This is a genomic window from Actinoallomurus rhizosphaericola, from assembly GCF_024055675.1.
Classification (GTDB): domain Bacteria; phylum Actinomycetota; class Actinomycetes; order Streptosporangiales; family Streptosporangiaceae; genus Actinoallomurus; species Actinoallomurus soli.
In genome coordinates this window covers 330,888-354,178 of record NZ_JAMXMW010000009.1, presented here as the reverse complement: position 1 = coordinate 354,178, position 23,291 = coordinate 330,888, and the positions used below count along the sequence as shown (strand labels likewise).

At 71.5% G+C, this 23,291-nt stretch carries 23 protein-coding genes and 1 rRNA gene; 14 read left to right on the top strand and 10 right to left on the bottom strand.

Going from position 1 to position 23,291, the window contains the following annotated elements:
- Window positions 1–71, top strand: a 5S ribosomal RNA gene (rrf, locus tag NE234_RS46265); the annotation flags it as partial.
- Window positions 72–265: 194 nt separating this feature from the next.
- Here the strand turns inward: rrf and NE234_RS22175 are convergent.
- The 4 genes from NE234_RS22175 to NE234_RS22160 form a co-directional block, all read right to left on the bottom strand.
- Window positions 266–1,228: an NAD(P)H-dependent flavin oxidoreductase gene (locus NE234_RS22175; protein WP_252782394.1), complete on the bottom strand. Its 963-nt coding sequence runs from the start codon at window positions 1,226–1,228 to the stop codon at window positions 266–268.
- 99 nt (window positions 1,229–1,327) lie between these two features.
- The gene (locus NE234_RS22170; protein ID WP_252782393.1) at window positions 1,328–2,035 is read right to left on the bottom strand and encodes a hemerythrin domain-containing protein; all 708 of its coding nucleotides are present in this window, start codon (window positions 2,033–2,035) and stop codon (window positions 1,328–1,330) included.
- A gap of 157 nt (window positions 2,036–2,192) precedes the next feature.
- Window positions 2,193–2,576, bottom strand: a complete 384-nt coding sequence (locus tag NE234_RS22165; protein WP_252782392.1) for a hypothetical protein — start codon at window positions 2,574–2,576, stop codon at window positions 2,193–2,195.
- Window positions 2,577–2,684: 108 nt separating this feature from the next.
- Window positions 2,685–3,005 (bottom strand): DUF1330 domain-containing protein, encoded by a 321-nt coding sequence (locus NE234_RS22160; RefSeq protein WP_252782391.1) that lies wholly within the window; start codon window positions 3,003–3,005, stop codon window positions 2,685–2,687.
- Window positions 3,006–3,346: 341 nt separating this feature from the next.
- On the opposite strand from NE234_RS22160, the gene NE234_RS22155 reads away from it, so the two are divergent.
- From NE234_RS22155 to NE234_RS22130, 6 genes are all read left to right on the top strand, one after another.
- The gene (locus tag NE234_RS22155; protein WP_252782408.1) at window positions 3,347–4,096 is read left to right on the top strand and encodes an LppU/SCO3897 family protein; all 750 of its coding nucleotides are present in this window, start codon (window positions 3,347–3,349) and stop codon (window positions 4,094–4,096) included.
- A 143-nt stretch (window positions 4,097–4,239) separates the two neighbouring features.
- Complete coding sequence (locus NE234_RS22150) at window positions 4,240–4,722, top strand: YbjN domain-containing protein (protein ID WP_252782390.1); 483 nt, start codon at window positions 4,240–4,242, stop codon at window positions 4,720–4,722.
- 272 nt (window positions 4,723–4,994) lie between these two features.
- Entirely contained in the window at window positions 4,995–7,640 is a 2,646-nt protein-coding gene (locus tag NE234_RS22145) for an MFS transporter (RefSeq protein ID WP_252782389.1), read from the top strand.
- Window positions 7,641–7,785: 145 nt separating this feature from the next.
- Entirely contained in the window at window positions 7,786–8,319 is a 534-nt protein-coding gene (locus NE234_RS22140; protein ID WP_252782388.1) for a MarR family winged helix-turn-helix transcriptional regulator, read from the top strand.
- 51 nt (window positions 8,320–8,370) lie between these two features.
- Window positions 8,371–8,796, top strand: a complete 426-nt coding sequence (locus tag NE234_RS22135) for a hypothetical protein (protein ID WP_252782387.1) — start codon at window positions 8,371–8,373, stop codon at window positions 8,794–8,796.
- A gap of 97 nt (window positions 8,797–8,893) precedes the next feature.
- Entirely contained in the window at window positions 8,894–9,508 is a 615-nt protein-coding gene (locus NE234_RS22130; RefSeq protein WP_252782386.1) for a DUF1349 domain-containing protein, read from the top strand.
- Here the strand turns inward: NE234_RS22130 and NE234_RS22125 are convergent.
- Both NE234_RS22125 and NE234_RS22120 read right to left on the bottom strand, forming a co-directional pair.
- A complete protein-coding gene (locus tag NE234_RS22125; RefSeq protein ID WP_252782385.1) occupies window positions 9,466–10,311 on the bottom strand; it encodes an MBL fold metallo-hydrolase in 846 nt (281 codons plus the stop codon). The two genes, NE234_RS22130 and NE234_RS22125, sit on opposite strands and share 43 nt — an antisense overlap.
- A gap of 33 nt (window positions 10,312–10,344) precedes the next feature.
- On the bottom strand, window positions 10,345–11,040 hold the full coding sequence (locus tag NE234_RS22120; RefSeq protein WP_252782384.1) for a hypothetical protein: 696 nt from the start codon (window positions 11,038–11,040) through the stop codon (window positions 10,345–10,347).
- A 196-nt stretch (window positions 11,041–11,236) separates the two neighbouring features.
- Here NE234_RS22120 and NE234_RS22115 point away from each other — a divergent pair, with 196 nt between their 5' ends.
- Window positions 11,237–12,673, top strand: a complete 1,437-nt coding sequence (locus tag NE234_RS22115; RefSeq protein ID WP_252782383.1) for an alpha,alpha-trehalose-phosphate synthase (UDP-forming) — start codon at window positions 11,237–11,239, stop codon at window positions 12,671–12,673.
- A 69-nt stretch (window positions 12,674–12,742) separates the two neighbouring features.
- Here NE234_RS22115 and NE234_RS22110 read toward each other — a convergent pair whose 3' ends face one another.
- Window positions 12,743–15,244, bottom strand: a complete 2,502-nt coding sequence (locus NE234_RS22110) for a DEAD/DEAH box helicase (RefSeq protein ID WP_252782382.1) — start codon at window positions 15,242–15,244, stop codon at window positions 12,743–12,745.
- Between the two features lie 129 nt (window positions 15,245–15,373).
- On the opposite strand from NE234_RS22110, the gene NE234_RS22105 reads away from it, so the two are divergent.
- The 4 genes from NE234_RS22105 (at window position 15,374) to NE234_RS22090 (ending at window position 18,278) form a co-directional block, all read left to right on the top strand.
- Window positions 15,374–16,243, top strand: coding sequence for an SPFH domain-containing protein (locus NE234_RS22105; protein ID WP_252782407.1), 870 nt, complete (start codon window positions 15,374–15,376; stop codon window positions 16,241–16,243).
- Window positions 16,240–16,446 carry a hypothetical protein gene (locus NE234_RS22100; protein ID WP_252782381.1) on the top strand — a complete coding sequence of 69 codons (207 nt, stop codon included), beginning with the start codon at window positions 16,240–16,242 and terminating at the stop codon, window positions 16,444–16,446. Before NE234_RS22105 ends, NE234_RS22100 begins: the two co-directional genes overlap by 4 nt.
- Window positions 16,446–17,063: a GOLPH3/VPS74 family protein gene (locus NE234_RS22095; RefSeq protein WP_252782380.1), complete on the top strand. Its 618-nt coding sequence runs from the start codon at window positions 16,446–16,448 to the stop codon at window positions 17,061–17,063. The genes NE234_RS22100 and NE234_RS22095 overlap by 1 nt, the downstream gene beginning before the upstream one ends.
- Before the next feature lie 300 nt (window positions 17,064–17,363).
- Window positions 17,364–18,278, top strand: coding sequence for a C40 family peptidase (locus NE234_RS22090; RefSeq protein ID WP_252782379.1), 915 nt, complete (start codon window positions 17,364–17,366; stop codon window positions 18,276–18,278).
- Between the two features lie 29 nt (window positions 18,279–18,307).
- Here the strand turns inward: NE234_RS22090 and NE234_RS22085 are convergent, their stop codons facing one another.
- A complete protein-coding gene (locus NE234_RS22085) occupies window positions 18,308–18,796 on the bottom strand; it encodes a GbsR/MarR family transcriptional regulator (protein WP_252782378.1) in 489 nt (162 codons plus the stop codon).
- Window positions 18,797–18,882: 86 nt separating this feature from the next.
- On the opposite strand from NE234_RS22085, the gene NE234_RS22080 reads away from it, so the two are divergent.
- Both NE234_RS22080 and NE234_RS22075 read left to right on the top strand, forming a co-directional pair.
- Window positions 18,883–19,788 carry an ABC transporter ATP-binding protein gene (locus NE234_RS22080; RefSeq protein WP_252782377.1) on the top strand — a complete coding sequence of 302 codons (906 nt, stop codon included), beginning with the start codon at window positions 18,883–18,885 and terminating at the stop codon, window positions 19,786–19,788.
- Window positions 19,785–21,377, top strand: coding sequence for an ABC transporter permease (locus NE234_RS22075; RefSeq protein WP_252782376.1), 1,593 nt, complete (start codon window positions 19,785–19,787; stop codon window positions 21,375–21,377). The genes NE234_RS22080 and NE234_RS22075 overlap by 4 nt, the downstream gene beginning before the upstream one ends.
- 31 nt (window positions 21,378–21,408) lie before the next feature.
- Here NE234_RS22075 and NE234_RS22070 read toward each other — a convergent pair whose 3' ends face one another.
- Together NE234_RS22070 and NE234_RS22065 are read right to left on the bottom strand one after the other, a co-directional pair.
- Window positions 21,409–22,119 carry a Mut7-C ubiquitin/RNAse domain-containing protein gene (locus tag NE234_RS22070; protein ID WP_252782375.1) on the bottom strand — a complete coding sequence of 237 codons (711 nt, stop codon included), beginning with the start codon at window positions 22,117–22,119 and terminating at the stop codon, window positions 21,409–21,411.
- Window positions 22,120–22,127: 8 nt separating this feature from the next.
- On the bottom strand, window positions 22,128–23,258 hold the full coding sequence (locus NE234_RS22065; protein ID WP_252782374.1) for an NAD(P)/FAD-dependent oxidoreductase: 1,131 nt from the start codon (window positions 23,256–23,258) through the stop codon (window positions 22,128–22,130).
- Between the last annotated feature and the right edge of the window lie 33 nt (window positions 23,259–23,291).

Below are 23,291 nucleotides of genomic sequence, written 5' to 3'. Positions count from 1 at the left end.
CGGTAGTTAAGCCCTTCAGCGCCGATGGTACTGCACTGGAGACGGTGTGGGAGAGTAGGACGCCGCCGGACACTTACATAGATCAGGAAAGCCCGCCAGGCTAACGCCGGCGGGCTTTCCTGCGTTTCAGGGGCTATTCCGCACCGCGTGCATTCCGTAGGTCTTTACCGCACGCGTTTCGCGCGCTGGAACGCGCCGGCGCGAGGCATCGCGCCCCGCGGTGTCCACTCAGCCCAGAGTGACACCGTCATCTCGGTCCGGCTCCTCAGCGCCTACCGGCTCGGGACAATGCCTCCTCAGCCTGAGCGGCGAGGGTACCGACGAGGTCGGTCGCGGACGGCAGGTCGTTGATGAGGTCGATGGCCTCGCCGGCCCACACCGGCAGTGCCGGTAGATCGCCTCGCGCCACGCCGTCCTGGTAAGCCTGCCTGGCCTGTGGATCGGCGGCGAGCTCCGCTTCCCTGCCGCGCCACCGGTCGAGGTAGGGGTGGTCGAGGGTCCGAGCGGTGTACTTCGCGGGCCACCGCGAGCCTCGAGCGATGTCCAGCACCCTGCTGCGCTCGGTGTCCTCCCCGCGGCCTTCGATGATCGCCTTGGTGATCGACGGGTCGACGAGGGCCTCGGCGGTGACCTGGAAGCGGGTGCCGATGAGGGCTCCGGCCGCACCCAGCGCCAGGGCCGCGGCCACACCGCGCCCGTCGGCGATTCCTCCGGCGGCCAGCACCGGCACGGGTGCCGCCAGGTCGACGACGACGGGCACGAACGGAAGCGTCGATCGTCCGCGCCGGGCGCCATGTCCACCAGCCTCGGTGCCCTGGGCCACGATGACGTCGGCGCCCAGGTCCACGGCCTGCCGGGCCTCCTCCAGATCGGTGACCTGGAGGATCAGTGCCGCACCCGCCGCGCGGACGCGGTCGGTGAATGGACTCGGGTCGCCGAAGGACAGCATCACCGCACTGGGGCCCCACTCCAGCACCCGCTCGACCGCGCCGACATCGATCGCCCAGGTCAGGAATCCGACCCCCCACGGCTTCTCGGTGCCCTCCGCGACGATCGGCAACTCGTGAGCCAGCCAGTCCCGATCCCCGTTGCCGGCGCCCAGCAGCCCCAGGCCCCCGCCGTTGGAGACCGCCGCGGTAAGCGCACCGCCGGCCGACCCGCCCATCGGGGCCAGCGCGATCGGGTGCTCCGTTCCGAACTTCTCTGTGAACGCCGTCGACAGTGCCATGCCCGTCATCATCCCGCCTGCCGCCGTACCGGGAGCCCTGGACGGACCGACTGGCGGCTCATGGCATTGTCCATCCCGGCGCTGACCGAGCGCCCGACGTCAGACGTGCGGGGTGAACTGGGTCAGGTCGTAGATGCCGAGTTCCTTCTCGATGCCGGCGACGCGGTCGACGACGCCGGTGAAGCCCGCCGCGCCGAACCGCCGGTGCTCCTCGTCCTCGAAGCGCTCGCCCATCTCCGCGAACTCCCGCGCCGGCATGATGTCGCGGAACGTCGGGAACACCACGGTGTCCTCGCGGGCCTCGTGCGGGGAGTACATCCGGTCGAACGACCTCATGGCGCCGATGACCCGGTCGCGCGTGCGCGCGTCCGCCAGGCCCTGGGCGGTGGCGCCGGCGAGAATCCGGCCGGTGAGGATCCGGCCCTTGTCGTGCTGGGTCTTCAGCACCTGCACCGTGTCGACCAGCTTGCCCGCCTTCCGCAGGCGCGGGAACACGAACGTCTCCTCGAGGTGCTCGTGGTACTGCTCGATGAACGTCCGGATGATGTCGGCGGAGTCGTGCAGGGCCTCCGGCGGGAGGCGCGTCCCGTTCCGCAGCCGCCGCTCCGCCTCCTGGTAGATCAGCAGGACCCTCTTGAGGATGCCGTGCTCGCGCATGAGGTCCTCGGTCGGCGGCACCTCCTCCGCCGGAGCGGCGACGGCGGCCGGCGTACGGGCGTGGGCGGAGGAGACCAGCATGCCCCCGGCCGCCACGGCGGGCAGGCCCAGGACACGGCGGCGCTCCCATGCGGAGCCGGCACTGGCCATAAGGCGCTCATCCTTCGGTCCGGCATACCTCGGTGTACGAAGAGATACCCGCACGAACCCGGACGAACGTTGGCGGTTCACCAAGGCTCGACAAGGGAGAACGCGCCGGTACGCGATTCGGCACCGGCGCGTTCGTCCCGTCAGGATCTCGACGCGATCAGCCGCAGGCCTGCTTGAGCTCCTTGCCCGAGTTGATGATGTTCGAAGTGTCGGGCATCTGCGGGTTCCCGCTCGCCGTCTGCCTCATCTGCCCGGCGAGCTGCTCCATCGCGGAGGCCGCGTGGTCCGCCGCCTTCTGCACCTTGCCATCACCGGAGTCCTTGCCCTGCTGGCGCATCTTGGCCGCGGCGTTGGCGTACGTCTGTGCCAGCGCGTTCGGATCGTTGATCTGGGTCATCCCCGTACGCGTCGTCTCCTGGATGGTGCTCTGCAGCTTCTCGCACGCGGCCTTCTTGTCCCCGCTGCCGCACGCGGCGGCCGAGAGCGCCAGCGCGGTCGTCAGAACGAGCGCTCCTGCGAGGCGAAGGGGGGTCTGCGTCACTGGGGAGGATCCTCCATGGTCGTCGGGTGGGCCGCCCGAGGCGTTCCGGACCCCTCTTCGACACGCTCGGGGCGGCTGTGGTTCCCGCGACCTCGCTGAAGATCGATGTCAGGACAGGACGTCGGTGGCGCGGTGGTCGTCGCCGACGCCGTCGATGAGCAGGATGGCGCCGCGCGAGTTGTCGGCGCGCAGCGGGATGATCTCGCGGTAGGCGGGCGAGTCGTACCAGGCACGCGCGCTGTCCAGGTCGGGGAACTCGATGAGGATCAGGTCGCCCGACCAGTCGCCCTCCCGCACGTCGGGCCTGGCGCCGTGGATCACGAACCGGCCGCCGTACGGCTCCAGCGTCGCGTCGATCCGCTCGAGGTACTCGACGATCCCCGGACCCGCGACGACGTCGTGCAGGTGTCCGACGGCGTATCCGGCCATGGTTCTCCTCCTTCGTCGTGAACCGCGGCCAGGTCCGCCGCGGGCGATTCAAAGGATGGCGCGCGGGAGGTACGGACGGCGATTACGCGCGAGGTAATGCCAGACCGTCCCCTACGCCGCCGGGCCGTCCCCTACGCCGCCGGGCCGTCGGCGCGTGCCGCCGGGGGGCGGTCGTGCGCAGGAGGGGCAGGGGCGTGTGCGCGACGATGTGATCGTGTGCGGACCGATCATGGGACAATTCGGTCGGTCCTGGCGTGAGGCGCTCGGCGAGCGCGGCCGGGACGGTCATCTCGGGAGGGCTCGCGGTCAGCGGCTTCCCGGCGCCCCGACCAGGAGGAACGATGTCCGAGCCGTACGGCCAGCCGCCTTCGCCCAACTGGCAGCCGTCCCCGGTGCCGTCGCCCGGGACGCCCGGGCCGGGGCCCGCACCGTACGGGACACAGCCTCCTCCTCCCGGCGTACCCGGCCCCGGCATGGCGGGCCCGGCCGGCCCGCAGGCCCCGTACGGCCAGCCCGGTGCTCAGGCCCCCTACGGTCAGCCGGGAGCGCAGGCCCCGTACGGCCAACCTGGCGCCCAGGCACCGTACGGTCAGCCCGGTGGGCAGGCTCCCTATGGGCAGCCCGGTGGGCAGGCCCCGTACCCGCCGGCCGGGCCGTATCCGCCCAGCCCCTACGGGGCGCCTTCGCCGTACGGGCCGCCCGGAGGGCCGGACGCGGCCAGGCGCCGGAAGCGCGCGCTGATCGTCCTGCCGCTGGCGCTGGTCGTGCTGATCGGGATCATCGTGGCCGGCCGGCTCTCGTCGCACAGTGAGGACGCGGCCGTCGGGGACTGCGTCCACCGGGTGACGAGCGGGGCGACCCAGAGCAAGGACGACAGCATCAAGATCGTGAAGTGCACGGACCCGGCGGCCACCTACAAGGTCGTCGGCAAGGTCGAGCACATCTCGAAGCTCAGCCTGAACATCCGGGAGAACCTCCCCAGCGACGGCGGCAAGGGGATCTGCGGCCAGTTCCCCTCGGCGACCGTCCGTTTCTGGAAGGGCACCAGCAAGGACGGCTACGTGCTCTGCCTCGCGCCCAACCAGCACTGAGCAGCGTCGGCACCACGACCACCCGGCGGGACGGCGGCCCCGCCGGGTGGTCGTGGGCTCCGCCACACAAAGTTCCGGTAACGCGTCCTGAAAGGCGTCGGTGCGGCACAATCTGACTACTGTCCGCGAGAAGGGAGTCACGCATGGAAGCCGAACCTCCGAGTACCCCGTCCTCCAGCGGTTCCCACCCGTGTGTGGTCAGGCCCGACATCGAGCTGCTGGAAGAGGTGCTGGACCGGCTTGAGGTCAGCTCGTTCCGGGACACCCGCGGCCGCCTGGGCACGCGCTGGCCCTGCTTCAGCCTCTTCTTCACCATCCACGACGAGGACGAGGTCTTCTCGGCCCGTACGATCTATGACCACTACTTCAGCGTCGAGGACAAGCCGGCGCTCTGTGCGGCCCTCGACGAGTGGAACCGCGACACCACCGGGCTGAAGAGCTATACCGCCACCGATGACGACGGCAGTGTGGTCATCGTCACCGAGGCGATGATGCGCGTCGACGGCGGCGTGACGCGTGAGCAGTTCGCGGCGTCCGCGACCATCTGGCTCGGTCTGGCCGGGTCCTTCCACCTCTGGCTCACGCAGCGGCTGTCCCTCGCCGGGCTCGCCGGCGAGCCCCTCTGACCGACTCCGGTCGTCGCGCGTTCCGCCACCTGCCCCCTCGATCGATGGGTTCAGGGGCATTCGTCTCGGCAATAGGTTGCTTAGGGCAACCAAGTGGGGTTATAGTTGCTTCAGGCAAGCAACTGCCCCCGCCTCCTCTCCCGGTCACTCTCGTACCCCCGCTTCGGACCGGCCTGGGCGAGGCCCCCACTATCTTCCGCGCGGACGCGATCGCGCGGTCACCGAACGAACGACCCCCACCCCTGTACGGGAAGGGGAGCGAAAGGAACTTGATGACAACCGCAGCACCGGCCGAGGCGCGGGCGCCCGGCCACGGAGCGGACGCCCCGATGTCGCATCGGCAGATCATGGAAGCGCTGTCCGGCCTGTTGCTCGGCCTGTTCGTCGCGATCCTGTCCTCGACCGTCGTGTCGAACGCGCTCCCGACGATCACCGCCGACCTGCACGCGAGCCAGACCGCCTACACCTGGGTGATCACCGCGACCCTGCTCGCGACCACGATCTCCACCCCGATCTGGGGCAAGCTCGCGGACCTGATGAGCAAGAAGCTCCTCATCCAGCTGGGCCTGATCGTGTACGTCGCCGGGTCGGCGATCGCCGGCATGTCGCAGAACCCCGGGATGCTCATCACCGCCCGAGTGGTGCAAGGTCTCGGCGCCGGCGGCCTGACCGCCCTGGCCCAGACCATCATGGCCGTCATGATCGCGCCGCGTGAGCGCGGTCGCTACTCCGGCTACATGGGCGCGGTCTTCGCGCTCGCCACGATCGGCGGCCCGCTGATCGGTGGCGTCATCGTCGACACGTCCTGGCTCGGCTGGCGCTGGTGCTTCTACGTCGGCGTGCCCTTCGCGGTCATCGCTCTGATCGTCCTGCAGAAGACCCTGCACCTGCCGGACCGGAAGCGGCAGGTCAAGGTCGACTGGCTCGGCGCCACGCTGCTGACCGCCTCCGTGTCCCTGCTGCTGATCTGGGTCTCCTTCGCCGGCACCAAGTACGACTGGCTGTCCTGGCAGACCGCCGTCATGGTCATCGGCGCGCTGGTCATCGCCGCGATCTTCGTGTTCGCGGAGAGCAGGGCCGCCGAGCCGATCCTGCCGCTGCCGCTGTTCCGCAACCCGACCATGAGCCTGGCCGTCGTGGCGAGCCTGTTCATCGGTGTCGCGATGTTCGGCGCGACGACCTTCCTCAGCCAGTACTTCCAGCTCGCCCGCGGCGACTCGCCGACGAAGGCGGGCCTCATGACCCTGCCGATGATCGCGGGTCTGGCCCTGGCGTCGACGATCGCCGGGCGGATCATCAGCCGCACCGGCCGGTACAAGGGCTTCATGGTCGCGGGCGGCATCCTGCTGACCGCCGGGTACGGCCTCATGAGCATGCTGCGCCACGACACGGCGTACTGGGAAGTCTCGATCTTCATGTTCTTCATCGGCGTCGGCCTCGGCACGACGATGCAGAACACCGTCCTGGCCGTGCAGAACCAGGTGCGCAACGACCAGATGGGCGCGGCCAGTTCCTCCGTCTCGCTGTTCCGTACGCTCGGCGGCGCGATGGGCGTCTCCGCGCTCGGCGCGCTGCTGTCCAACCGGGTCACCCACTACACGGCGGACGGCCTGGCCCGCCTCGGCATCCACCAGGCCGCCTCCAGCGGCGGCAGCGAGTCCATTCCCGACCTGTCCAAGCTGCCCGCCCCGATCCGCGCGGTCGTCGAGGCGGCCTTCGGCCACGGCATCGGCAACGTGTTCCTGTTCGCCGCCCCGTGTGCGTTCGTCGCGCTGATCGCGATCCTGTTCATCAAGGAGGTGCCGCTGCGCACCTCGCGCCTCGAGGAGCAGAAGGCCGAGCCCGCCCCGGTGGCCGAGCCCGCCCTGGTGGCCCAGGCCGCCTCGGTCGCCCAGGCCGCCCCGCGCGGCCAGCACGCCCGGCGTGAGGAGTGGCAGCCCGCCGCCGCGACCGCCGCGATGGCGGGGAACGGCAACGGCTCGTACGACGGCCGTCCCGGCGCGACGCGCCCCTTCGCCACCCAGCCCGGCGCGGGCCCGGCCGTCGCCGAGGCGGCGGCGGCGCAGTACGGCACGACCGCCTCGGCCGCGCCCGTGGCGAGCCTGACCGAGACGCCGGCCCCGCTCAACGGGAACGGGTCGCCGGCGGGCGGCGGCGTGATCCGCGGCTACATCCGCGGCTCCGACGGCAGCCCGGTGCCGCACGCGGCGATCACGCTGATCGACATCCGTGGCCGCCAGATCGGCCGCGCGACGGCGCGGACGGACGGCCGGTACGAGGTCGGCACCCCCGGCAGCGGCACGTACGTGCTGATCGCCGCGGCCGGTGACCACGACCCGCAGGCCGCCACCCTGGTGACCGGCGACCAGCCGCTCGACTACGACCTGGTCCTCTCCGGCAACGGCGGGCTCACCGGGACCGTGCGCGACACGAACGGCTCGGCCATCGCGGGCGCGATGGTCGTCGTGACCGACATTCGCGGCGAGGTCGTCGCGAACGGCCTGACCGGTGCCGACGGCGGCTACTCCTTCAACCAGGTCGTCGCCGGTACGTACACCGTCGCGGTCAGCGCCGAGGGGCACCGCCCGGCCGCGCTGCTCACCGAGGTCGGCGGCGACGGCGTCTCGAAGGTGACCCGGCAGGACGTCGAGCTGCAGCCGGGCGTCCGCATCGCCGGCACCGTCCAGGCGCGCGGGCGCGGCCCGGTCGAGGACGCCCGCGTCACCCTGCTCGACGCGGCCGGCAACGTCGTCGCCGTCACCACCACGGGCCCGGACGGCCGCTACTCCTTCGCCGACCTGACCGGCGGGCACTACACCGTCACCGCGACCGGGTACGCGCCGGTGGCGAGTTCGGTCAGCCTGAACGGGCATGACGTGGACGAGCACGACATGTGGCTCGGCCACACCACGAGCTGACCCCGATGACCGGGCCGGCCCGCCCCGGCCCGGTCATCGTTCCGACCTGTCACCCGGAAGGGCTCGACGAACAGCCCCGCGCTGGTGGATCCTTACCGTCGCCTCGATCATCGAGGGAGACGGCACAGGCACGAGGAAGCGAGCGATGACCGAAGCACCGATCTCCATGGCACCGGTTCCGATTCCGGTTCCGGCCGACGCCGGCAAGGATCAGGCGTACAACGCGCTCGAGCATGAGCTCGGCGTGCTGCTGCGCCGCGCGCGGGCGCTGTCCGCCGGGATGATGCGCGAGGTCCACCCCGACCTGGATCCCGCGGCGTACGGGCTGCTGGTGGGCCTGCGCGAGTGCGCTCCGGCCCGTCCCAGCGACCTCGCGGACTACTTCAAGGTCGGCAAGGCCACGATGAGCCGCCAGCTCAAGGTGCTGGAGGGGCTCGGCCTGATCGAGCGGCGGCCGGACCCGGACGACCGGCGCGCGCACCTGTTCGACCTCACCCCGGAGGGGCGCTGCCGGATGGACGCGGTCAGCGCCGCCCGCCAGGAGAGCTTCCACCAGCTGCTCGCGGCCTGGCCGGAGGAGGACGTCCGTGTCCTGGCCACGATGCTGGCCCGGTTCAACCGGCTCGTCGAGACCGCCACGAAGCCGCTCCGGTCGCGCACGGACACCTCCTCCTGCTGACGCCGCCGGGTAAAGGCCCATTAACCCGCCGCTGCCACTAATCTTCGGCGAATGCGGCGAATACTGATCATCTGCACCGTTGCCGGGATACTCGCGTCGGCCGGCGCCTGCGGCGGCAGCGGTGATTCGAAGAAGAACGACGCGAAGAGCTCGTTGAGCCGGCCGGCCGACGGCGCCGGGAAGACGCCCGGCGGGGACACCGCCTCCAAACCCGCCGCCGGCGGGCACGCGGTCGTCCTGGAGGTGCAGGGGTCGGGAGAGCTCCCCGGCATCCTGTACAACACCACGACCAGCGGCAACGCCTCGAACGTGAAACTGCCGTGGAAGAAGACCGCCAAGGTGCCGGGCGGTCACCTGCTCGCCGTCCTCGCCAGCTCCACGTCGGGGAACCTGACCTGCAGCATCACGGTCGACGGAAAGGTCGTCACCAAGAAGACCGGCCCGGTCGCCCAGTGTCGTTATCAGCTCAAGAAGTAAGCATCGGTCGGACTCTGTACGAACCCCCGGTCGCGGCCTACCTTCTGATTTGGGATCGCTCCAAAACGCGGCGGCTCTCAGACCCGAAGGAGACGGTGTGACGCAAGCAGTCGGGCAGCTCGGCATCCCCCGCATCCCCGTGTCGTTGCGGTGGGATGGCGAGCCGGTGAGTTCCTACCGGTTGACGGACGACGGACTGGAGATCTCCGCCGGACCGGGCACGGACCTGTTCATCGATCCGCAGCGTACGGCCGTGACGTTGAACGCGCCGCACCTGCTCGCCTGCGCGGAGGGCGACTTCCTGCTCAGCGCCCGCGTCCAGGTCGGCTTCGAGTCGACGTTCGACGCGGGCGCGCTGCTCGTGTGGCTCAACGACCGTGCCTGGGCCAAGCTCGCCTTCGAACTGTCCCCGCAGCGAGAGCCCATGGTGGTGTCCGTGGTGACGCGAGGCACGTCCGACGACTGCAACTCCTTCGTCGTCGACGGGGGCCACGTCTGGCTGCGGGTGGCCCGGGTCGGCGCCGCGTACGCCTTCCACGCCTCCACCGACGGGGTGTACTGGCGGCTCATCCGCCACTTCGCGTTGTACGCCTCGGAGACGCCGTCGTACGGCTTCTCGGCGCAGTCGCCGACGGGAGCCGGCTGCACCGCCGCCTTCGACGCGATCGCCTACGAGCCGAGGCGCCTCTCGGAGCTGCGCGACGGCTCCTGAACGGCCGCCCTCCGCGCCTCCAGCTCCACCGGGTCGTGCGCGGAGAAGATCGTTACGTCACCGGCCCGGGCCAGCTCCCGGAGCCGGTCGACGTTGTGCAACCGGGTCGTACGATCGGCCTGGACGAGCGTCTGGAACAGCCGCAGGCCCGGCGGGCAGCCGCCCGACTCGACCTGGTCGTGGTGGAAGTAGGCGTCGCCGGCGTGCAGGAGCCAGCCGTCGCCGGCCTCGACCGCGACGCCGACGTGGCCCCGCGTGTGCCCGGTCAGCGGGATCATCAGCAGCCCGCCGGGCAGGCCGCGTACGGCCTCGAACCCGTGCCAGCGGTCACCGCCGGTGCTGTGCTCGACCCAGCGCGGCCGGTGCGACCACAGCACCGGCCGGTAGCGCTCGCGTTCCCCGAACGTCACCGGATGCCGCGCGGCCTCCAGCTCGGTGGCGTGCACGTGGACCTCGGCCTCCGGGAAGTCGGTCAGGCCGGCCGTGTGGTCCAGGTCGAGATGGGTCAGCACGATGTGGCGTACGTCGGCGGCCGTGTGGCCCAGCGCCGCGATCTGGCGGACGGCGGTCTCGGCGACGTCGAGCCGCGGCCGGGTCATCGCGACGAACGGCCGGCCGAGGATGTCCCTGGGCCGGGCGACGGCCTGCGTCCCCAGGCCCGTGTCGACGAGCACGAGACCGTCGTCGGTCTCGATCAGCAGGCAGTGGCAGACCAGCCGCCCCGTCGTCCGGTCGCCGCTCTCGTTCAGGAGCCGCCCGCCGAACGGCCGCATCGTGCCGCAGTTCAAGTGATGGACGCGCACGCGGACCCTCCCTGACGTCGCCGGACCAGCGCCTCATCGTAGGCCAGCGTGATCACGCGTGACGATCCCCGAGCCCGGGGATCGCACCCCCGTGACGCGGAGGCGGTCGGCGGCGGGAACGGCGAGCGCGGCGATGAGGCCGAGGGCGATGGCGACGACGTGTTCGCGCCCCGCGAGGTTCGGCAGCAGGGTGACCTCGGTGACCATCGAGGTCAGCAGGATGGTCAGCGTCCGCGGCGCGCGGCGGACGCAGCACAGGTACGCGACGAGCGCGACGACCGCCGCCGACGGGCCGGTGTCGGAGACGTACCGGGAGATCCACGGCAGGCCGACGATCGAGCCCGGCCCGAGGTAGCACATGATCCGGCCGCTGAGCGTGCACAGGAACGTCGCGGTCAGCGCGACCGTGAGCGTACGGCGCCGGCCGACGTACGTCTCGGCGACGCCGAACACCACGAACACCTGCAGCAGCGATCCCCAGACCGGGAGGTTCGGCGCCGGCGCGTACATCGATGCGGGCAGCCGGAGTACGGCGAGGTAAAAAGGGGTGGAGGCGGAGACGTCACTGATCAGCCGGACGATGGATGCGCCCAGGGCGGAGAAGTGCAGCGACCACAGCAGGAACACCGCCGCGGCCGAGCCGAACGCCAGCGGCAGCCGGCCGCGCCGCAGCCGTTCCAGTGGTTCGGCCGTCAGCCGGCGCGCCTCCGCCACGAAACCCGTGATCACATCATGACCTCACGTAGAAGGGACCTTGACCGTTATCTGAATGATCGCTCCGGAGGGCCTCCGCGTCCTCCCCCCGCAGGCTGATTTCGACTCGGCCGTGGGCGTGAGCGACCCGCGCGGATGCCGACGATGTGACGGTGGTCCCGAAATGCGGCTAGATGGGATGAATCAGTCAATTTTGGGGAGAAGGGGGAACGTGTCAGCCTCTACGAAGAGTGAGTTCGTTGTCGTCGCCAACCGCCTGCCCGTCGACCGTGTCGTCGACGAGGACGGCGAAGCGTCCTGGCGCCGAAGTCCCGGCGGCCTGGTCACCGCGATCGTCCCCGTCATGCAACGGCGCGGCGGCGCGTGGGTCGGCTGGGTCGGCGCGCCCGACGAGGACCTGGAGCCGTTCAGCACCGAGGGCATGGACCTCGTCCCCATCCGCCTGTCCGCGGAGGAGGTCGAGCGCTACTACGAGGGCTTCTCCAACGCCACTCTCTGGCCGCTGTACCACGACGTGGTCGCCACTCCGGTGTACAAGCGGACGCTGTGGGAGGCCTACGTCCGGGTCAACCGGCGGTTCGCGGAGGCGGCCGCGGAGGTCGCCGCCGAGGGCGCGATCGTCTGGATCCAGGACTACCAGCTCCAGCTGGTGCCGAAGATGCTCCGGGAGCTCCGCCCGGACCTGCGCATCGGCTTCTTCCTGCACATCCCGTTCCCGCCGATGGAGCTGTTCGTCCAGCTGCCCTGGCGCAAGCAGATCATCGAGGGCCTGCTCGGCGCGGACCTGGTCGGCTTCCAGACCGCCGACGCCGCCGCGAACTTCTCCCGGCTCTGCAAGCGCCTGGCCGGCGCGAAGACCCAACGCGGCGAGATCCTCGTCGACGACCGGGTCGTACGGGCCGAAGCGCACCCGATCTCGGTCGACGTCAACGAGCTGATCGACCTGATCGGCCGGCCCGAGGTGCGGCAGCGGGCCGCGGAGATCCGCGCGGAACTCGGCAACCCGGGCACGATCCTGCTCGGCGTCGACCGGCTTGACTACACCAAGGGCATCCGCCAGCGGCTGCAGGCGTTCAGCGAGCTGTTCCGCGACGGCCGGCTGAAGAGCGGCGACGCGGTGTTCGTCCAGATCGCCACGCCCAGCCGCGAACGCGTCGAGGAGTACCGCCGGCTGCGCAACGACATCGAGCTGTACATCGGCCGGGCCAACGGCCTGCACTCCGAGCTCGGCGCCCCGATCATCAACTACCTGCACACGTCGTACACGCGCGACGAACTGGCCGCCCTCTTCCTCGCCGCGGACGTGATGGTCGTGACGCCGCTGCGCGACGGCATGAACCTCGTGGCCAAGGAGTACGTCGCCTGCCGCGCCGACCTGCGCGGCAGCCTGGTGCTCAGCGAGTTCGCCGGGGCGGCCGAGGAGATGAAGCGCGCCTTCCTCGTCAACCCGTACGACATCGACGGCATGAAGCAGACGCTGCTGGACGCCATGAACGCGAGCCCGGCCGAGCAGCACCGCCGGATGCGGGCCCTGCGCAAGCGGGTCATCGAGTACGACGTGGACCGGTGGGCCCACGACTTCCTCGAGGCTCTGGAGCGCCCGCACGGGTCCGAGCGGTCGTTCGAGGAGGTCGCGCCCGCCGTCTGACCGGCGGGCGCCGCCCGGTCTCCGTCCAGCGCCCTCGGTCTGGACGCGGTCGGTCCGAACGCCGTCGACCTAGAGGCGGTCGACGGCGGTGACGTGGACGACCGCGCGGCCGGCCTCGTCGGAGGCGCGCAGGTCGACCTCGGCGCTGATGCCCCAGTCGTGGTGGCCCGCCGGGTCGTCGAAGACCTGCCGCACCCGCCACAGGTCCGTCTCCCGCTCGATCTGCAGGAGCTTCGGCCCGCGCGCGTCCGGACCGGTCTGGATCTCGTCGTGCTCCTCGAAGTAGGCGTCGAGGGCGTCGGCCCACCGGTCGGCGTCCCAGCCGTCCTCCGCGTCCAGCTCGCCCAGCTCGTCGTACCGCTCCAGGGCGGAGAGCTCCACGCGGCGGAACATCGCGTTGCGGACCAGCACCCGGAACGCGCGCTCGTTCGCGGTGACGACGGTGGGCGTCTCCTCGATCCGGGTGTGTTCCTCGGCGGTGTCCGGATGCTGGAGCTGCTCCCACTCGTCCAGGAGGCTGGAGTCGACCTGGCGGACCAGCTCGCCGAGCCACTCGATCAGGTCCTGCAGGTCCTCGGTCTTCACCGCGTCGGGCACGGTCTGCTGCAGGGCCTTGTACGCGCTCGCGAGGTAGCGCAGCACGATGCCCTCGGTGCGGGCGAGCTGGTAGTACGCGACGTACTCGGTGAACGTCATCGCCTGCTCGTACATGTCCCGTACGACTGACTTCGGCTGCAGCGGGTAGTCCGCGACCCACGGGTGACCGCGCCGGTAGATCTCGTACGCGCCCTCGAGGGTCTCCTGCAGAGGCTTGGGATAGGTGACGTCCTGGAGGAGCTCCATCCGCTCCTCGTACTCGACGCCGTCCGCCTTCATCTGCGCGACGGCCTCGCCCTTCGCCTTGTTCTCCTGCGCGGCGAGGATCTGGCGCGGGTCCTCCAGGATCGACTCGATGACCGACAGCACGTCCAGCGCGTACGACGGGGAGGACGGGTCGAGCAGCTCCATCGCGGCCAGCGCGAACGTCGACAGCGGCTGGTTGAGCGCGAAGTCCTCCTGCAGGTCGACGGTGAGGCGGGCGTACCGGCCCTCCTCGTCCGGCTCCTCCAGCTGTTCGACGACGCCGCCGGCCAGCAGGCTGCGGTAGATCGCGATCGCCTGGGAGATGTGGCGGCGCTGCTTCGCGCGGTCCTCGTGGTTGTCGGTGAGCAGCTTCTTCATCGCCTGGAACGCGTTGCCCGGCCGGCCGATGACGCTGAGCAGCATCGCGTGGCTGACCTGGAACCGCGACTGCAGCGGCTCGGGGTCGGCGGCGATGAGCTTGTTGAAGACCTCCTCGTCCCAGCCCACGAAGCCGTCCGGCGCCTTCTTGCGCACGACCTTGCGGCGCTTCTTCGGGTCGTCGCCGGCCTTGGCGAGGGCCTTCTCGTTCTCCACGACGTGCTCGGGGGCCTGCGCCACGACGTACCCGACGACGTCGAACCCGGCGCGGCCCGCCCGCCCGGCGATCTGGTGGAACTCCCGCGCCCGCAGCCGCCGCACCCGGCTGCCGTCGTACTTGCTCAGCGCGGTGAACAGGACGGTGCGGATGGGGACGTTGACGCCGACGCCGAGCGTGTCGGTGCCGCAGATGACCTTGAGCAGCCCGGCCTGCGCCAGGCGCTCGACCAGCCGGCGGTACTTCGGCAGCATCCCGGCGTGGTGGATGCCGATCCCGTGCCGTACGAGGCGGGACAGCGTCTGGCCGAACTTCGTCGTGAAGCGGAAGTCGCCGATCAGCTTGGCGATCTCCTCCTTCTCGGCCTTGCTGGAGACGTTGATGCTCATCAGCGCCTGCGCCCGCTCGGCCGCCGCGGCCTGGGTGAAGTGAACGACGTAGATCGGGGCCTTCTGGTCGTGCAGCAGCTCCTCGATCGTCTCGTGCAGCGGCGTCACGCGGTACTCGTACTTCAGCGGCACGGGCCGCTGCGCCGAGGTGACGACGGCCGTGGGACGGCCGGTGCGCCGGGTCAGGTCCTCCTCGAACCGTGACACGTCGCCGAGCGTCGCCGACATCAGCAGGAACTGCGCCTGCGGCAGCTCCAGCAGCGGGATCTGCCAGGCCCAGCCGCGGTCCGGCTCGGCGTAGAAGTGGAACTCGTCCATCACGACCTGGCCGATGTCGGCGTCGGCGCCCTCGCGCAGCGCGATGCTGGCCAGCACCTCGGCCGTGCAGCAGACGATGGGCGCGTCGGCGTTGACGCTCGCGTCGCCGGTCATCATGCCGACGTTCTCGCTGCCGAACATGTCGATCAGGTCGAAGAACTTCTCCGACACCAGCGCCTTGATCGGCGCGGTGTAGAAGGTGACCTTGTCCTGGGCGAGCGCGGCGAAGTGCGCCCCGGCCGCGACCAGGCTCTTCCCGGAGCCGGTCGGGGTGTTCAGGATGACGTTCGCACCCGAGACGATCTCGATGAGCGCCTCCTCCTGCGCGGGGTAGAGCGTGATCCCACGCTCGGTCACCCACTCGCTGAAGGCTTCGAACACGGCGTCGGGGTCGGATCCCTTGGGCAGACGGTCGATGAGGCGCACAGGTCAATACTGCCCGTCCCCGCCAAATCACGGGACCGCGCCTTGCGTCCAAGGCTCCGCCGCGCTTAAAGTGATATCACTTTGATAGTTCACGCTAAGCACGTTGGAGGAGCCGTGACCGAGGTCGAGATGCCGAGGCCCAAGGTCGGCGAGCGCACCGCCGCCGGAGTCTCGGGCTGGCCGATGCTGGGCGCGGTCATCGTGGCCCTGGCCGCCGCCGTCGCCCTGTTCTTCACCCGCCAGCCCCTACTGATCGCCCTGGCGATCGTCCTCATCGTCGCCGCCGCCCTCGTCTCCCTCGGGCTCACCGCCGTCGCGCCGGGCGAGGCCCGCGTCGTGCAGCTGCTCGGCCGGTACGTCGGGACGATCCGCACGGACGGCCTGCGCTGGGTCAACCCGCTGACCACCCGGCGGAAGATCTCCACCCGGATCCGCAACCACGAGACCGAGCGGACCAAGGTCAACGACGCCGAGGGCAACCCGATCGAGATCTCCGCCGTCGTCGTCTGGCAGGTCGAGGACACCGCCAAGGCCGTCTTCGAGGTCGACGACTTCGCGGAGTTCGTCGCGATCCAGACCGAGACCGCCGTCCGCCACATCGCCGGGATCTACCCGTACGACGCGCACGGCGACGAGCGGCTCTCCCTCCGCGAGAACGCCGACGAGATCACCGCCCGGCTGTCCGAGGAGATCGCGGCGCGCGTCGAGTCGGCGGGCGTACGGGTCGTCGAGTCGCGCATCACCCGCCTGTCGTATGCCCCGGAGATCGCCCAGGCGATGCTGCGCCGCCAGCAGGCCGGGGCCGTCGTCGCCGCCCGGCAGCGCATCGTCGACGGCGCGGTCGGCATGGTCGAGAGCGCGCTGAACCAGCTCGCCGAGCACGACGTCGTCGACCTGGACGAGGAGCGCAAGGCCACCATGGTCAGCAACCTGCTCGTCGTCCTCTGCGGCGACCGCGACGCCCAGCCCGTCGTCAACACGGGCTCCCTGTACCAGTGACGGAGCGCAAGAAGGTCCTGCTGCGGCTCGACCCGGCCGTCCACGACGCCCTGGCGCGGTGGGCGGCCGACGATCTGCGCAGCACCAACGCGCAGATCGAGTTCCTGCTGCGCCGCGCGCTCACCGACGCCGGCCGCATGCCCCGCGACGCCGGCCGCATGCGGAGACCAGGACGGCCTCCGAAGGAGGAGGAATCCGAGTGATGAACCTGCCCCGATCGCTGCCCGCACGGCTCTACCTGCTCGCCTACGACCCGGACAAGGAGCGGGTGACCGCGCGCAGCCGGCTCGGCCTGGTCCTGCGTGCCGCCGCGCTGGCCGACCTCTACCTCGACCAGCGGCTGGCCGACGACGACGGCAAGGCCAAGGTCACCGCCGCCCGGCCGACGGGCGACCCGGTTCTCGACGCCGTGCTGCGCCGGATCGCCGACGCGAGGCCACGGTCCTGGCGGCGCTGGGTCCGCGCCGACGAGCGCCGCATCGTCCGCGAGGTCCGCGACCAGCTGGAGAAGGAGCGCTGGATCAAGGTCGAGCGGCGCCGGATCCTGCCCGACCGGGTCCGTCTGCGCGAGCGCCGCCCGGTCAAGCGGTACGCGGCGGAGGTCAAGGCCGCCCTGTGGCCCGCCGCGCAGGCCGACGGCCGCACGACGGCCGCCCTCGTCCTGGCCGCCCGCGGCGAGCTGTCGACCGTGCTGAGCCGCCGCGAGCGGCGCGAGCACCGCGGCCGCATCGAGGAGCTCGCCGACCCGCTCTGGCCGATCGCCCGCGCCCTGGAGTACGACGTACGCCAGAAGCGCGCCGCCGTCGCGAGCGGCACCTGACCCCGAGACTCCGGTGCGCGGCAGCCGGGGTGTTCCCCGGTCCGGTTCTGCTCGGGTGGCGCCGGCTTTTTCTGGGGCGTCTACTGCGGGGAGACGAATTCTCCTGTGAGTAGACACCTGCTGTCGAGCACCCTGCCCTCGGCGGTCCGATTCTTCGCTTCATGTCTGGAATGGTGTTCGCGGCGACCGGGGATCCGGGATTCGCAGATCCAACCCGGGGGAATGAGCGCGAACGAAGGATCAGCGAGGAGAAGCGGGGGCGCTCCTATGTCCATTCGGAAATTCGTCGGCCTTGCCGGAATGGCGGGAATCGTTGTCGGGGCCGCGGCCGCGGGCGCAGGACCGGCGGCGGCCACCGGGCCCGCGGCGAGGTCGGCGGCCGGCGCGGTGGGCCGTCCGGCCGTACGGGCGCTGGCCGGGTGCGACGTGCTGCAGCCGGGGGCGTCCGCGGTGGCGCAGCAGGCGGTGCGGGCGGCGTGCTCGCAGCTCGGCGTCTGGTACAGCTGGGGTGGCGGGCACGGTCCCGTTCCCGGCGCGACGTACGGCCATTATGACGGCCAGGATCCGGCCAGCAAGAACGACGGGCAACGGCTCGGATTCGACTGCTCGGGATTGGTGCGATACGCCTATTACCGGGCGACCGGCCGCGACATCCTTAATGGCACAGCCGACAATCAATTCCATACCGGGCGGGCCGTCGCACGATTCTCTCCGGGACAGGGCACCGGTCCGCTTCTCCCCGGCGACCTGCTGTTCTGGGGCCGCGGATGGGTGCACCATGTCGCGATCTACCTCGGGGCCGGCCAGATGGTCGAGGCGTTCCAGTCGGGGACGCACGTCCGGATGACGCCGGTCCGCCTCGGCGGCGACTACGCCGGCGCCGTCCGGGTCGACGGCAGCGGAGGCGGTGGGGGACAGCCCGGCCAGGTGAAGTACTGGGTGAACACCTTCGCCGACGCCGTCGGCTACCGGGAGCCGAACACCGGCGACGCCCAGGGCGTGCTCAACAAGGGGAACAACTACGTCTACTGCAAGGTCTGGGGCGCGCAGGTCGGCAACGGCGGGCAGTTCAACCACTGGTGGCTGCGCACCGACCTGGACCGTACGTATCCCGGTAAGAACGGCCGGGGCGCGTACGTCTCGGCGTACTACCTGTCCCGCTGGGGCAACGACGAGGCCCGCGACGTGAACGGCGGCCCCATCCCCAACTGCTGAGCCCCGACCGCTGACCCCCGAACCGCCGATCAGCCTTCTCGGGCGGCCCGCATCTCGGCCTTGCGCTTCTGCCACTCGGCGAGGAACCTCGGGAGCTCCTCGTGGATGTAGTCGAAGAACGCCAGGGTCTCGGCCAGCCGGAGGCCCGCCGGGGTGTCGGGGCCCAGCGCCTCGACACCCTCGCGGATGCTCTTCTGCCAGCGGGGGATGATCCGGTCACGGTTGAGGATCGCCTCGAACCAGATGTCGGCGTCCGAGACGTAGACGTCCCGGCGGGATCCCGGCTCGCGCTCACGCCGGATCATGTGGACCTGGGACAGGTAGCGCACCGCGCCCGAGATCGCCGCCGGGCTGACCTGGAGTGTCTCGGAGAGCTGGGCGGCGGTGAGGCGACCGGAGTCGGAGCCGAGCAACGCCGCGAAGACGCGCGCGGGCATCCGTGGCACACCCGCCTCCACCAGGTCCGATGCGAACCGCTCGATGAACCGGCGCACGGTTTCGGGGTCCCGCTCGACCACGCGCTCCCACCCCTCTCAGTCCGTAATCAGCTTATCGGAGCTTCACTATGTTCACGATTTTGTGAAACTAGTGTACGTTCAGAACTATGACAGACGCGATCTCCGTGTCCGGCCTGGTGAAGACCTTCGGCCGGACACGTGCGCTGGACGGCCTGGACCTGACCGTCCGCTCCGGCGAGGTCCACGGCTTCCTGGGCCCGAACGGCTCGGGCAAGTCCACGACCATTCGCATCCTGCTCGGCCTGCTGCGGGCCGACGCGGGCACGGCGCGGCTGCTGGGCGGCGACCCGTGGCGCGACGTCACCACGCTGCACCGCCGGCTCGCGTACGTCCCCGGCGACGTCGTCCTCTGGCCGAACCTCACCGGCGGCGAGGTCATCGACCTGCTCGGCCGCCTGCGCGGCGGACACGACCCGGACCGCAAGGCCGAGCTGCTGGAGCGGTTCGAGCTGGACCCGAAGAAGAAGGGCCGGGCCTACTCCAAGGGCAACCGGCAGAAGGTCGCCCTCGTCGCGGCGTTCGCCTCGGACGTCGAGCTGCTGATCCTCGACGAGCCGACCTCCGGCCTCGACCCGCTCATGGAGGAGGTCTTCCAGCGCTGCGTCCAGGAGGAGCGCGAGCGCGGCCGTACGGTGCTGCTGTCCAGCCACATCCTGTCCGAGGTCGAGGCGCTCTGCGACCGGGTGAGCATCATCCGCCGGGGCCGCACCGTCGAGAGCGGCACGCTCGCCGAGCTCCGGCACCTGACCCGCACGTCGATCACGGCCGAGCTGGCGAGCCCGCCCGACGGGCTGACCGCCCTGCCCGGCGTCCACGACCCCGACGTCGAGGGCACCCGCGTCCGGCTCGAGGTCGACACCGACCGGCTCGACGAGGTGCTGCGGCACCTGACCCGGGCGGGTGTCCGCAGCCTCACGAGCACCCCGCCGACATTGGAGCAGCTCTTCCTCCGCCACTACGAGGACGAGGCCCCCGCGGGGATGACCCGATGAGGAATTTCACCGGCACCGGGCGGCTGCTGACGCTCGGGCTGAGGCGCAGCCGGATCATGCTCGTCGTCTGGGTCTACGCCCTCGTCGCGTACGCGGCGAGCACGGCGTACGGCTTCAAGACGTTGTACGACACGCCCGCGTCGCTGCGCGACTTCGTCGCCGGCATCAACGGCAACGGCGCGGCGGTCGCCATGTACGGCCGGATCCACGTCGCCGGGTCGATCGGCGGGATCACCGCCTGGCGGATGGCCGCGATCGGCGGTCTGCTCGTCGGGGTGATGAGCGTCCTGCTCGTCATCCGGCACACGCGGGGCGACGAGGAGGCGGGCCGCCTGGAACTGGTCGGCGCGGGCGTCGTCGGCCGCCGGGCGCCGCTGACCGCGGGCCTGCTCGTCGGGGTCGTCGCCAACGTCGCGCTCGCGGTCGTGACCGCCCTCGCGCTGATCATCATCGGCCTGCCGGCGGCGGGCGCGTTCGCGACCGGGCTGGCCTGGACGATCCCCGGCCTGTGCTTCACGGCCGTCGCGGGCGTCGCGGCGCAGGTCGCCGAGACGGCCCAGGGCGCGCGGGCCATCGCGCTCGCCGCCGTCGGCGTCGCCTACCTGCTGCGCGCGGTCGGGGAGGCCGGCCGCGTCGCGTGGCTGTCCTGGGTGACGCCGATCGGCTGGGCGGAACAGGTACGGGCGTTCGGCGCGGAACGCTGGTGGGTCGTCGCACTCGGGCCGGTCGCCGCGCTGATCCTGGCGGTCGTGGCGTACGCGCTGGTGGAGCGCAGGGACCTGGGGGCGGGCCTGCTCGCGGCGCGGACCGGGCCGGCCGGCGCCGCGCCGTACCTGGGCGGCCCGCTCGGCCTCGCCTGGCGGCTGCAGCGCGGCGCGCTCCTGGCGTGGCTGGCCGGGTTCGCCGTGTACGGGGCGGCGGTCGGCGGCATCCTCAAGGGCATCGGAGACCTGGTCAAGGACAGCTCCAGCATGCGGGACATCCTCGCCAGGATGGGCGGGCGGCAGAGCCTGGAGGACTCCTACGCCGCGGCGATGATGGGGATCATCGGCATGATCGCCGCCGCGTACGCCGTCCAGGTGGTGCTGCGGATGCGCGCCGAGGAGACCGCGCAGCGGCTCGAACCGCTCCTGGCCACGCCGGTCCGCCGGGTTCGGTGGTCGATCGGCCATCTGCTGTTCGCGGTGGCCGGGCCGGTGCTGCTGCTCGCGGTCGCCGGGCTGACGGCGGGGCTGGCCGACGGCCTGCGGGTCCACGACCTCGGCGGACAGGTGCCCCGGCTGCTCGGGGCGGCGCTGGTGCAGGCGCCCGCCGCGTGGGTGGCGGCCGCGATCGCGATGCTGCTGTTCGGCGCGGCGCCCCGGCTGGCGCCGGCTGCCTGGGGCGTGCTCGGCGTCTTCCTGCTCCTCGGCCAGCTCGGTCCGGTCCTGCGGCTGAGCCAGGTGGTCATGGACCTGTCGCCGTTCACGCACGTTCCCAAGCTGCCGGGCGGTGAGGCGTCGGCGACGCCGCTCCTCGCGCTCGCCGTCGTCGCGGCCGCGATCACCGCCGCGGGCCTCACCGGCCTCCGGCGCCGCGACATCGGCTGATCACGGGGTCACGGAGTCACGGGGCACGGAGTCACGAGGAGCTGAGAGCGGCGTCCACGATCGCCTGCAACCGGCGGTGATGGGCGCCCTTCCAGTAGAGCCGGCCGCACGCCTCGCACCGCGCGTACCCGTCGTAGTTGCGCCGGGTGCCGGGCTGGAGCAGGTGCTCGATCGTCTCCTTGGCGACCGGCGTCAGCACGCCGTTGCAGGCGGTGCAGCGGGTCCACGGTGCGAGCGGCGGCGCGAACCGGTCCAGCACGTCGAGGAACTGCTCCTCCGGCCGGGTGCCGCGCACGTACGCGCCGAACCACAGCCGCCGGCGGCGGAGCAGGCCGCGGTCCTGCGTCAGCACGACCCGCTCCTCGCGGTTGGCCAGCTCGACCAGGACGTCGTCGTCGATGTCGTTGTGATAGTCGGTGTCGACCCCGACGAGCCGCAGTCGCCGGGCGAGCTTGCCGAGGTGGACGTCGAGCGTGAAGCGCGGCGGCCCGGCCGGCAGGCGCTGCGGGCGGCGTACGGCGTCCACCCGGACGACGTCGCCGTCCTGCGGGCGGTAGGACGCGGCCACCGGCCGGCCGGCGACGAGCAGGGCACCGACCTCGGGCAGCGGGACGCCGACGGACTCGACCAGGTGCCCGAGGGAGGAGGTCCCGTCGAGCGGGGCGAGCAGCGCACCGCCGCGGGCGGCGGGCGCGAGGAAGAAGCGGAGTTCGGCGGCGAACTCCAGACGGGCGTGCCCCATAGGTGCAGCTATCCCCGGTCCTGCGCCGGGCATTCGGTCTCGGGCGCGGCGGCGGGCGCCGGCACCGCGAACCGCGCCGGGCGGAACGGCCGCAGCAGCGCCGACTCCTTGCCGTACACCTCCCCGGCCACCAGGTCGCCGAGGAGCGGCGCGAGCGTGATCCCGCTGTGCGTCACGACCGTGTAGACGCGCGCGGCGGAGTCGGTGAACCCCGCGACGGTACGGCGGTCGGTGGGCATGGCGCGCTGTCCGACGCGGGTGTGCTCGACCCGCACGCCCTCGGTCGCGGACAGGACCTCGGGCAGCCGGGCGATCATTTCGGCGCCGACGTCGTCCGGCGGCCGGGTCTCGGGGTCGGCGGCCCCGTCCAGGTCGAGCGCCTGGAGCAGCAGGCGGCCGCCGCCGTCGGGGCGGACGTTCAGGCGGTCGCTCGTGAGCACGCGCCCCAGCCGGGCGGGGACGGGCGTGGTCGTGACGAGGAAGCCGTTCGTGACCGCTCCGGACACGCGCGGGTCGAGCACGGGGACGTCGACGAGCCCGCCCGTCCACCGGCCGGCGCAGCAGACCAGGACGTCGGCGGCGCGGACCCCGCCGTCGGCGAGCGTGACGCTCACCCCGCCACGGCCCGACGTGATCTCCCGGACGGCCGCGCCGGTCTCGACGCGGGCGCCGCGGTCGCGCGCCTCGCCGAGGAGGCGGGCGAGGAGCACGGCCGGGATGACGTGGCCCTCCTCGGGGAAGAGGACGTAGTCCGTGGCGTCGGGCTGGGCGGCCAGGTCGGGTTCGAGTTCGGCGGCGCGGCGGGCGGTGATCCGTTCGACCGCGTACCCGCGGTCGCGTAGCCGCTCGACGCGGGCGCTGAGCTCCAGGCGGCGCGTCTCGCCGTTCGCCCACTCCAGATGCCCGGTGGGGACGAAGCCGTCGCCGCCGAGCGCGTGGTAGGCGTGCACGGCCGTGTGGTTAAGCGTGAAGTAGTCCTCGGGGTCCTTGGCGTTCGCGTTGACCCAGGCGAAGGACGTGCCGGTGGTGCCGGCGCCGGGGAAGCGCTGGTCGAGGACGGTCACCCACGCGCCACGGCGGGTCAGCCCGGCGGCGACGGCGGCGCCGATGACGCCGGCACCGATCACCAAGACTCGCACGCGGGATCCCTCCGTCGCTGGTGACGCGTTCGC

Coding starts and splice junctions, on each gene's coding strand:
- NE234_RS22080 (WP_252782377.1), top strand. CDS start 18,883: ATGACAGACGCGATCTCCGTGTCCGGCCTGGTGAAGACCTTCGGCCGG.
- NE234_RS22150 (WP_252782390.1), top strand. CDS start 4,240: ATGGAAGCCGAACCTCCGAGTACCCCGTCCTCCAGCGGTTCCCACCCG.
- NE234_RS22095 (WP_252782380.1), top strand. CDS start 16,446: ATGAACCTGCCCCGATCGCTGCCCGCACGGCTCTACCTGCTCGCCTAC.
- NE234_RS22155 (WP_252782408.1), top strand. CDS start 3,347: ATGTCCGAGCCGTACGGCCAGCCGCCTTCGCCCAACTGGCAGCCGTCC.
- NE234_RS22140 (WP_252782388.1), top strand. CDS start 7,786: ATGACCGAAGCACCGATCTCCATGGCACCGGTTCCGATTCCGGTTCCG.
- NE234_RS22175 (WP_252782394.1), bottom strand. CDS start 1,228: ATGGCACTGTCGACGGCGTTCACAGAGAAGTTCGGAACGGAGCACCCG.
- NE234_RS22075 (WP_252782376.1), top strand. CDS start 19,785: ATGAGGAATTTCACCGGCACCGGGCGGCTGCTGACGCTCGGGCTGAGG.
- NE234_RS22105 (WP_252782407.1), top strand. CDS start 15,374: ATGCCGAGGCCCAAGGTCGGCGAGCGCACCGCCGCCGGAGTCTCGGGC.
- NE234_RS22135 (WP_252782387.1), top strand. CDS start 8,371: ATGCGGCGAATACTGATCATCTGCACCGTTGCCGGGATACTCGCGTCG.
- NE234_RS22070 (WP_252782375.1), bottom strand. CDS start 22,119: ATGGGGCACGCCCGTCTGGAGTTCGCCGCCGAACTCCGCTTCTTCCTC.
- NE234_RS22090 (WP_252782379.1), top strand. CDS start 17,364: ATGGCGGGAATCGTTGTCGGGGCCGCGGCCGCGGGCGCAGGACCGGCG.
- NE234_RS22160 (WP_252782391.1), bottom strand. CDS start 3,005: ATGGCCGGATACGCCGTCGGACACCTGCACGACGTCGTCGCGGGTCCG.
- NE234_RS22170 (WP_252782393.1), bottom strand. CDS start 2,035: ATGGCCAGTGCCGGCTCCGCATGGGAGCGCCGCCGTGTCCTGGGCCTG.
- NE234_RS22145 (WP_252782389.1), top strand. CDS start 4,995: ATGACAACCGCAGCACCGGCCGAGGCGCGGGCGCCCGGCCACGGAGCG.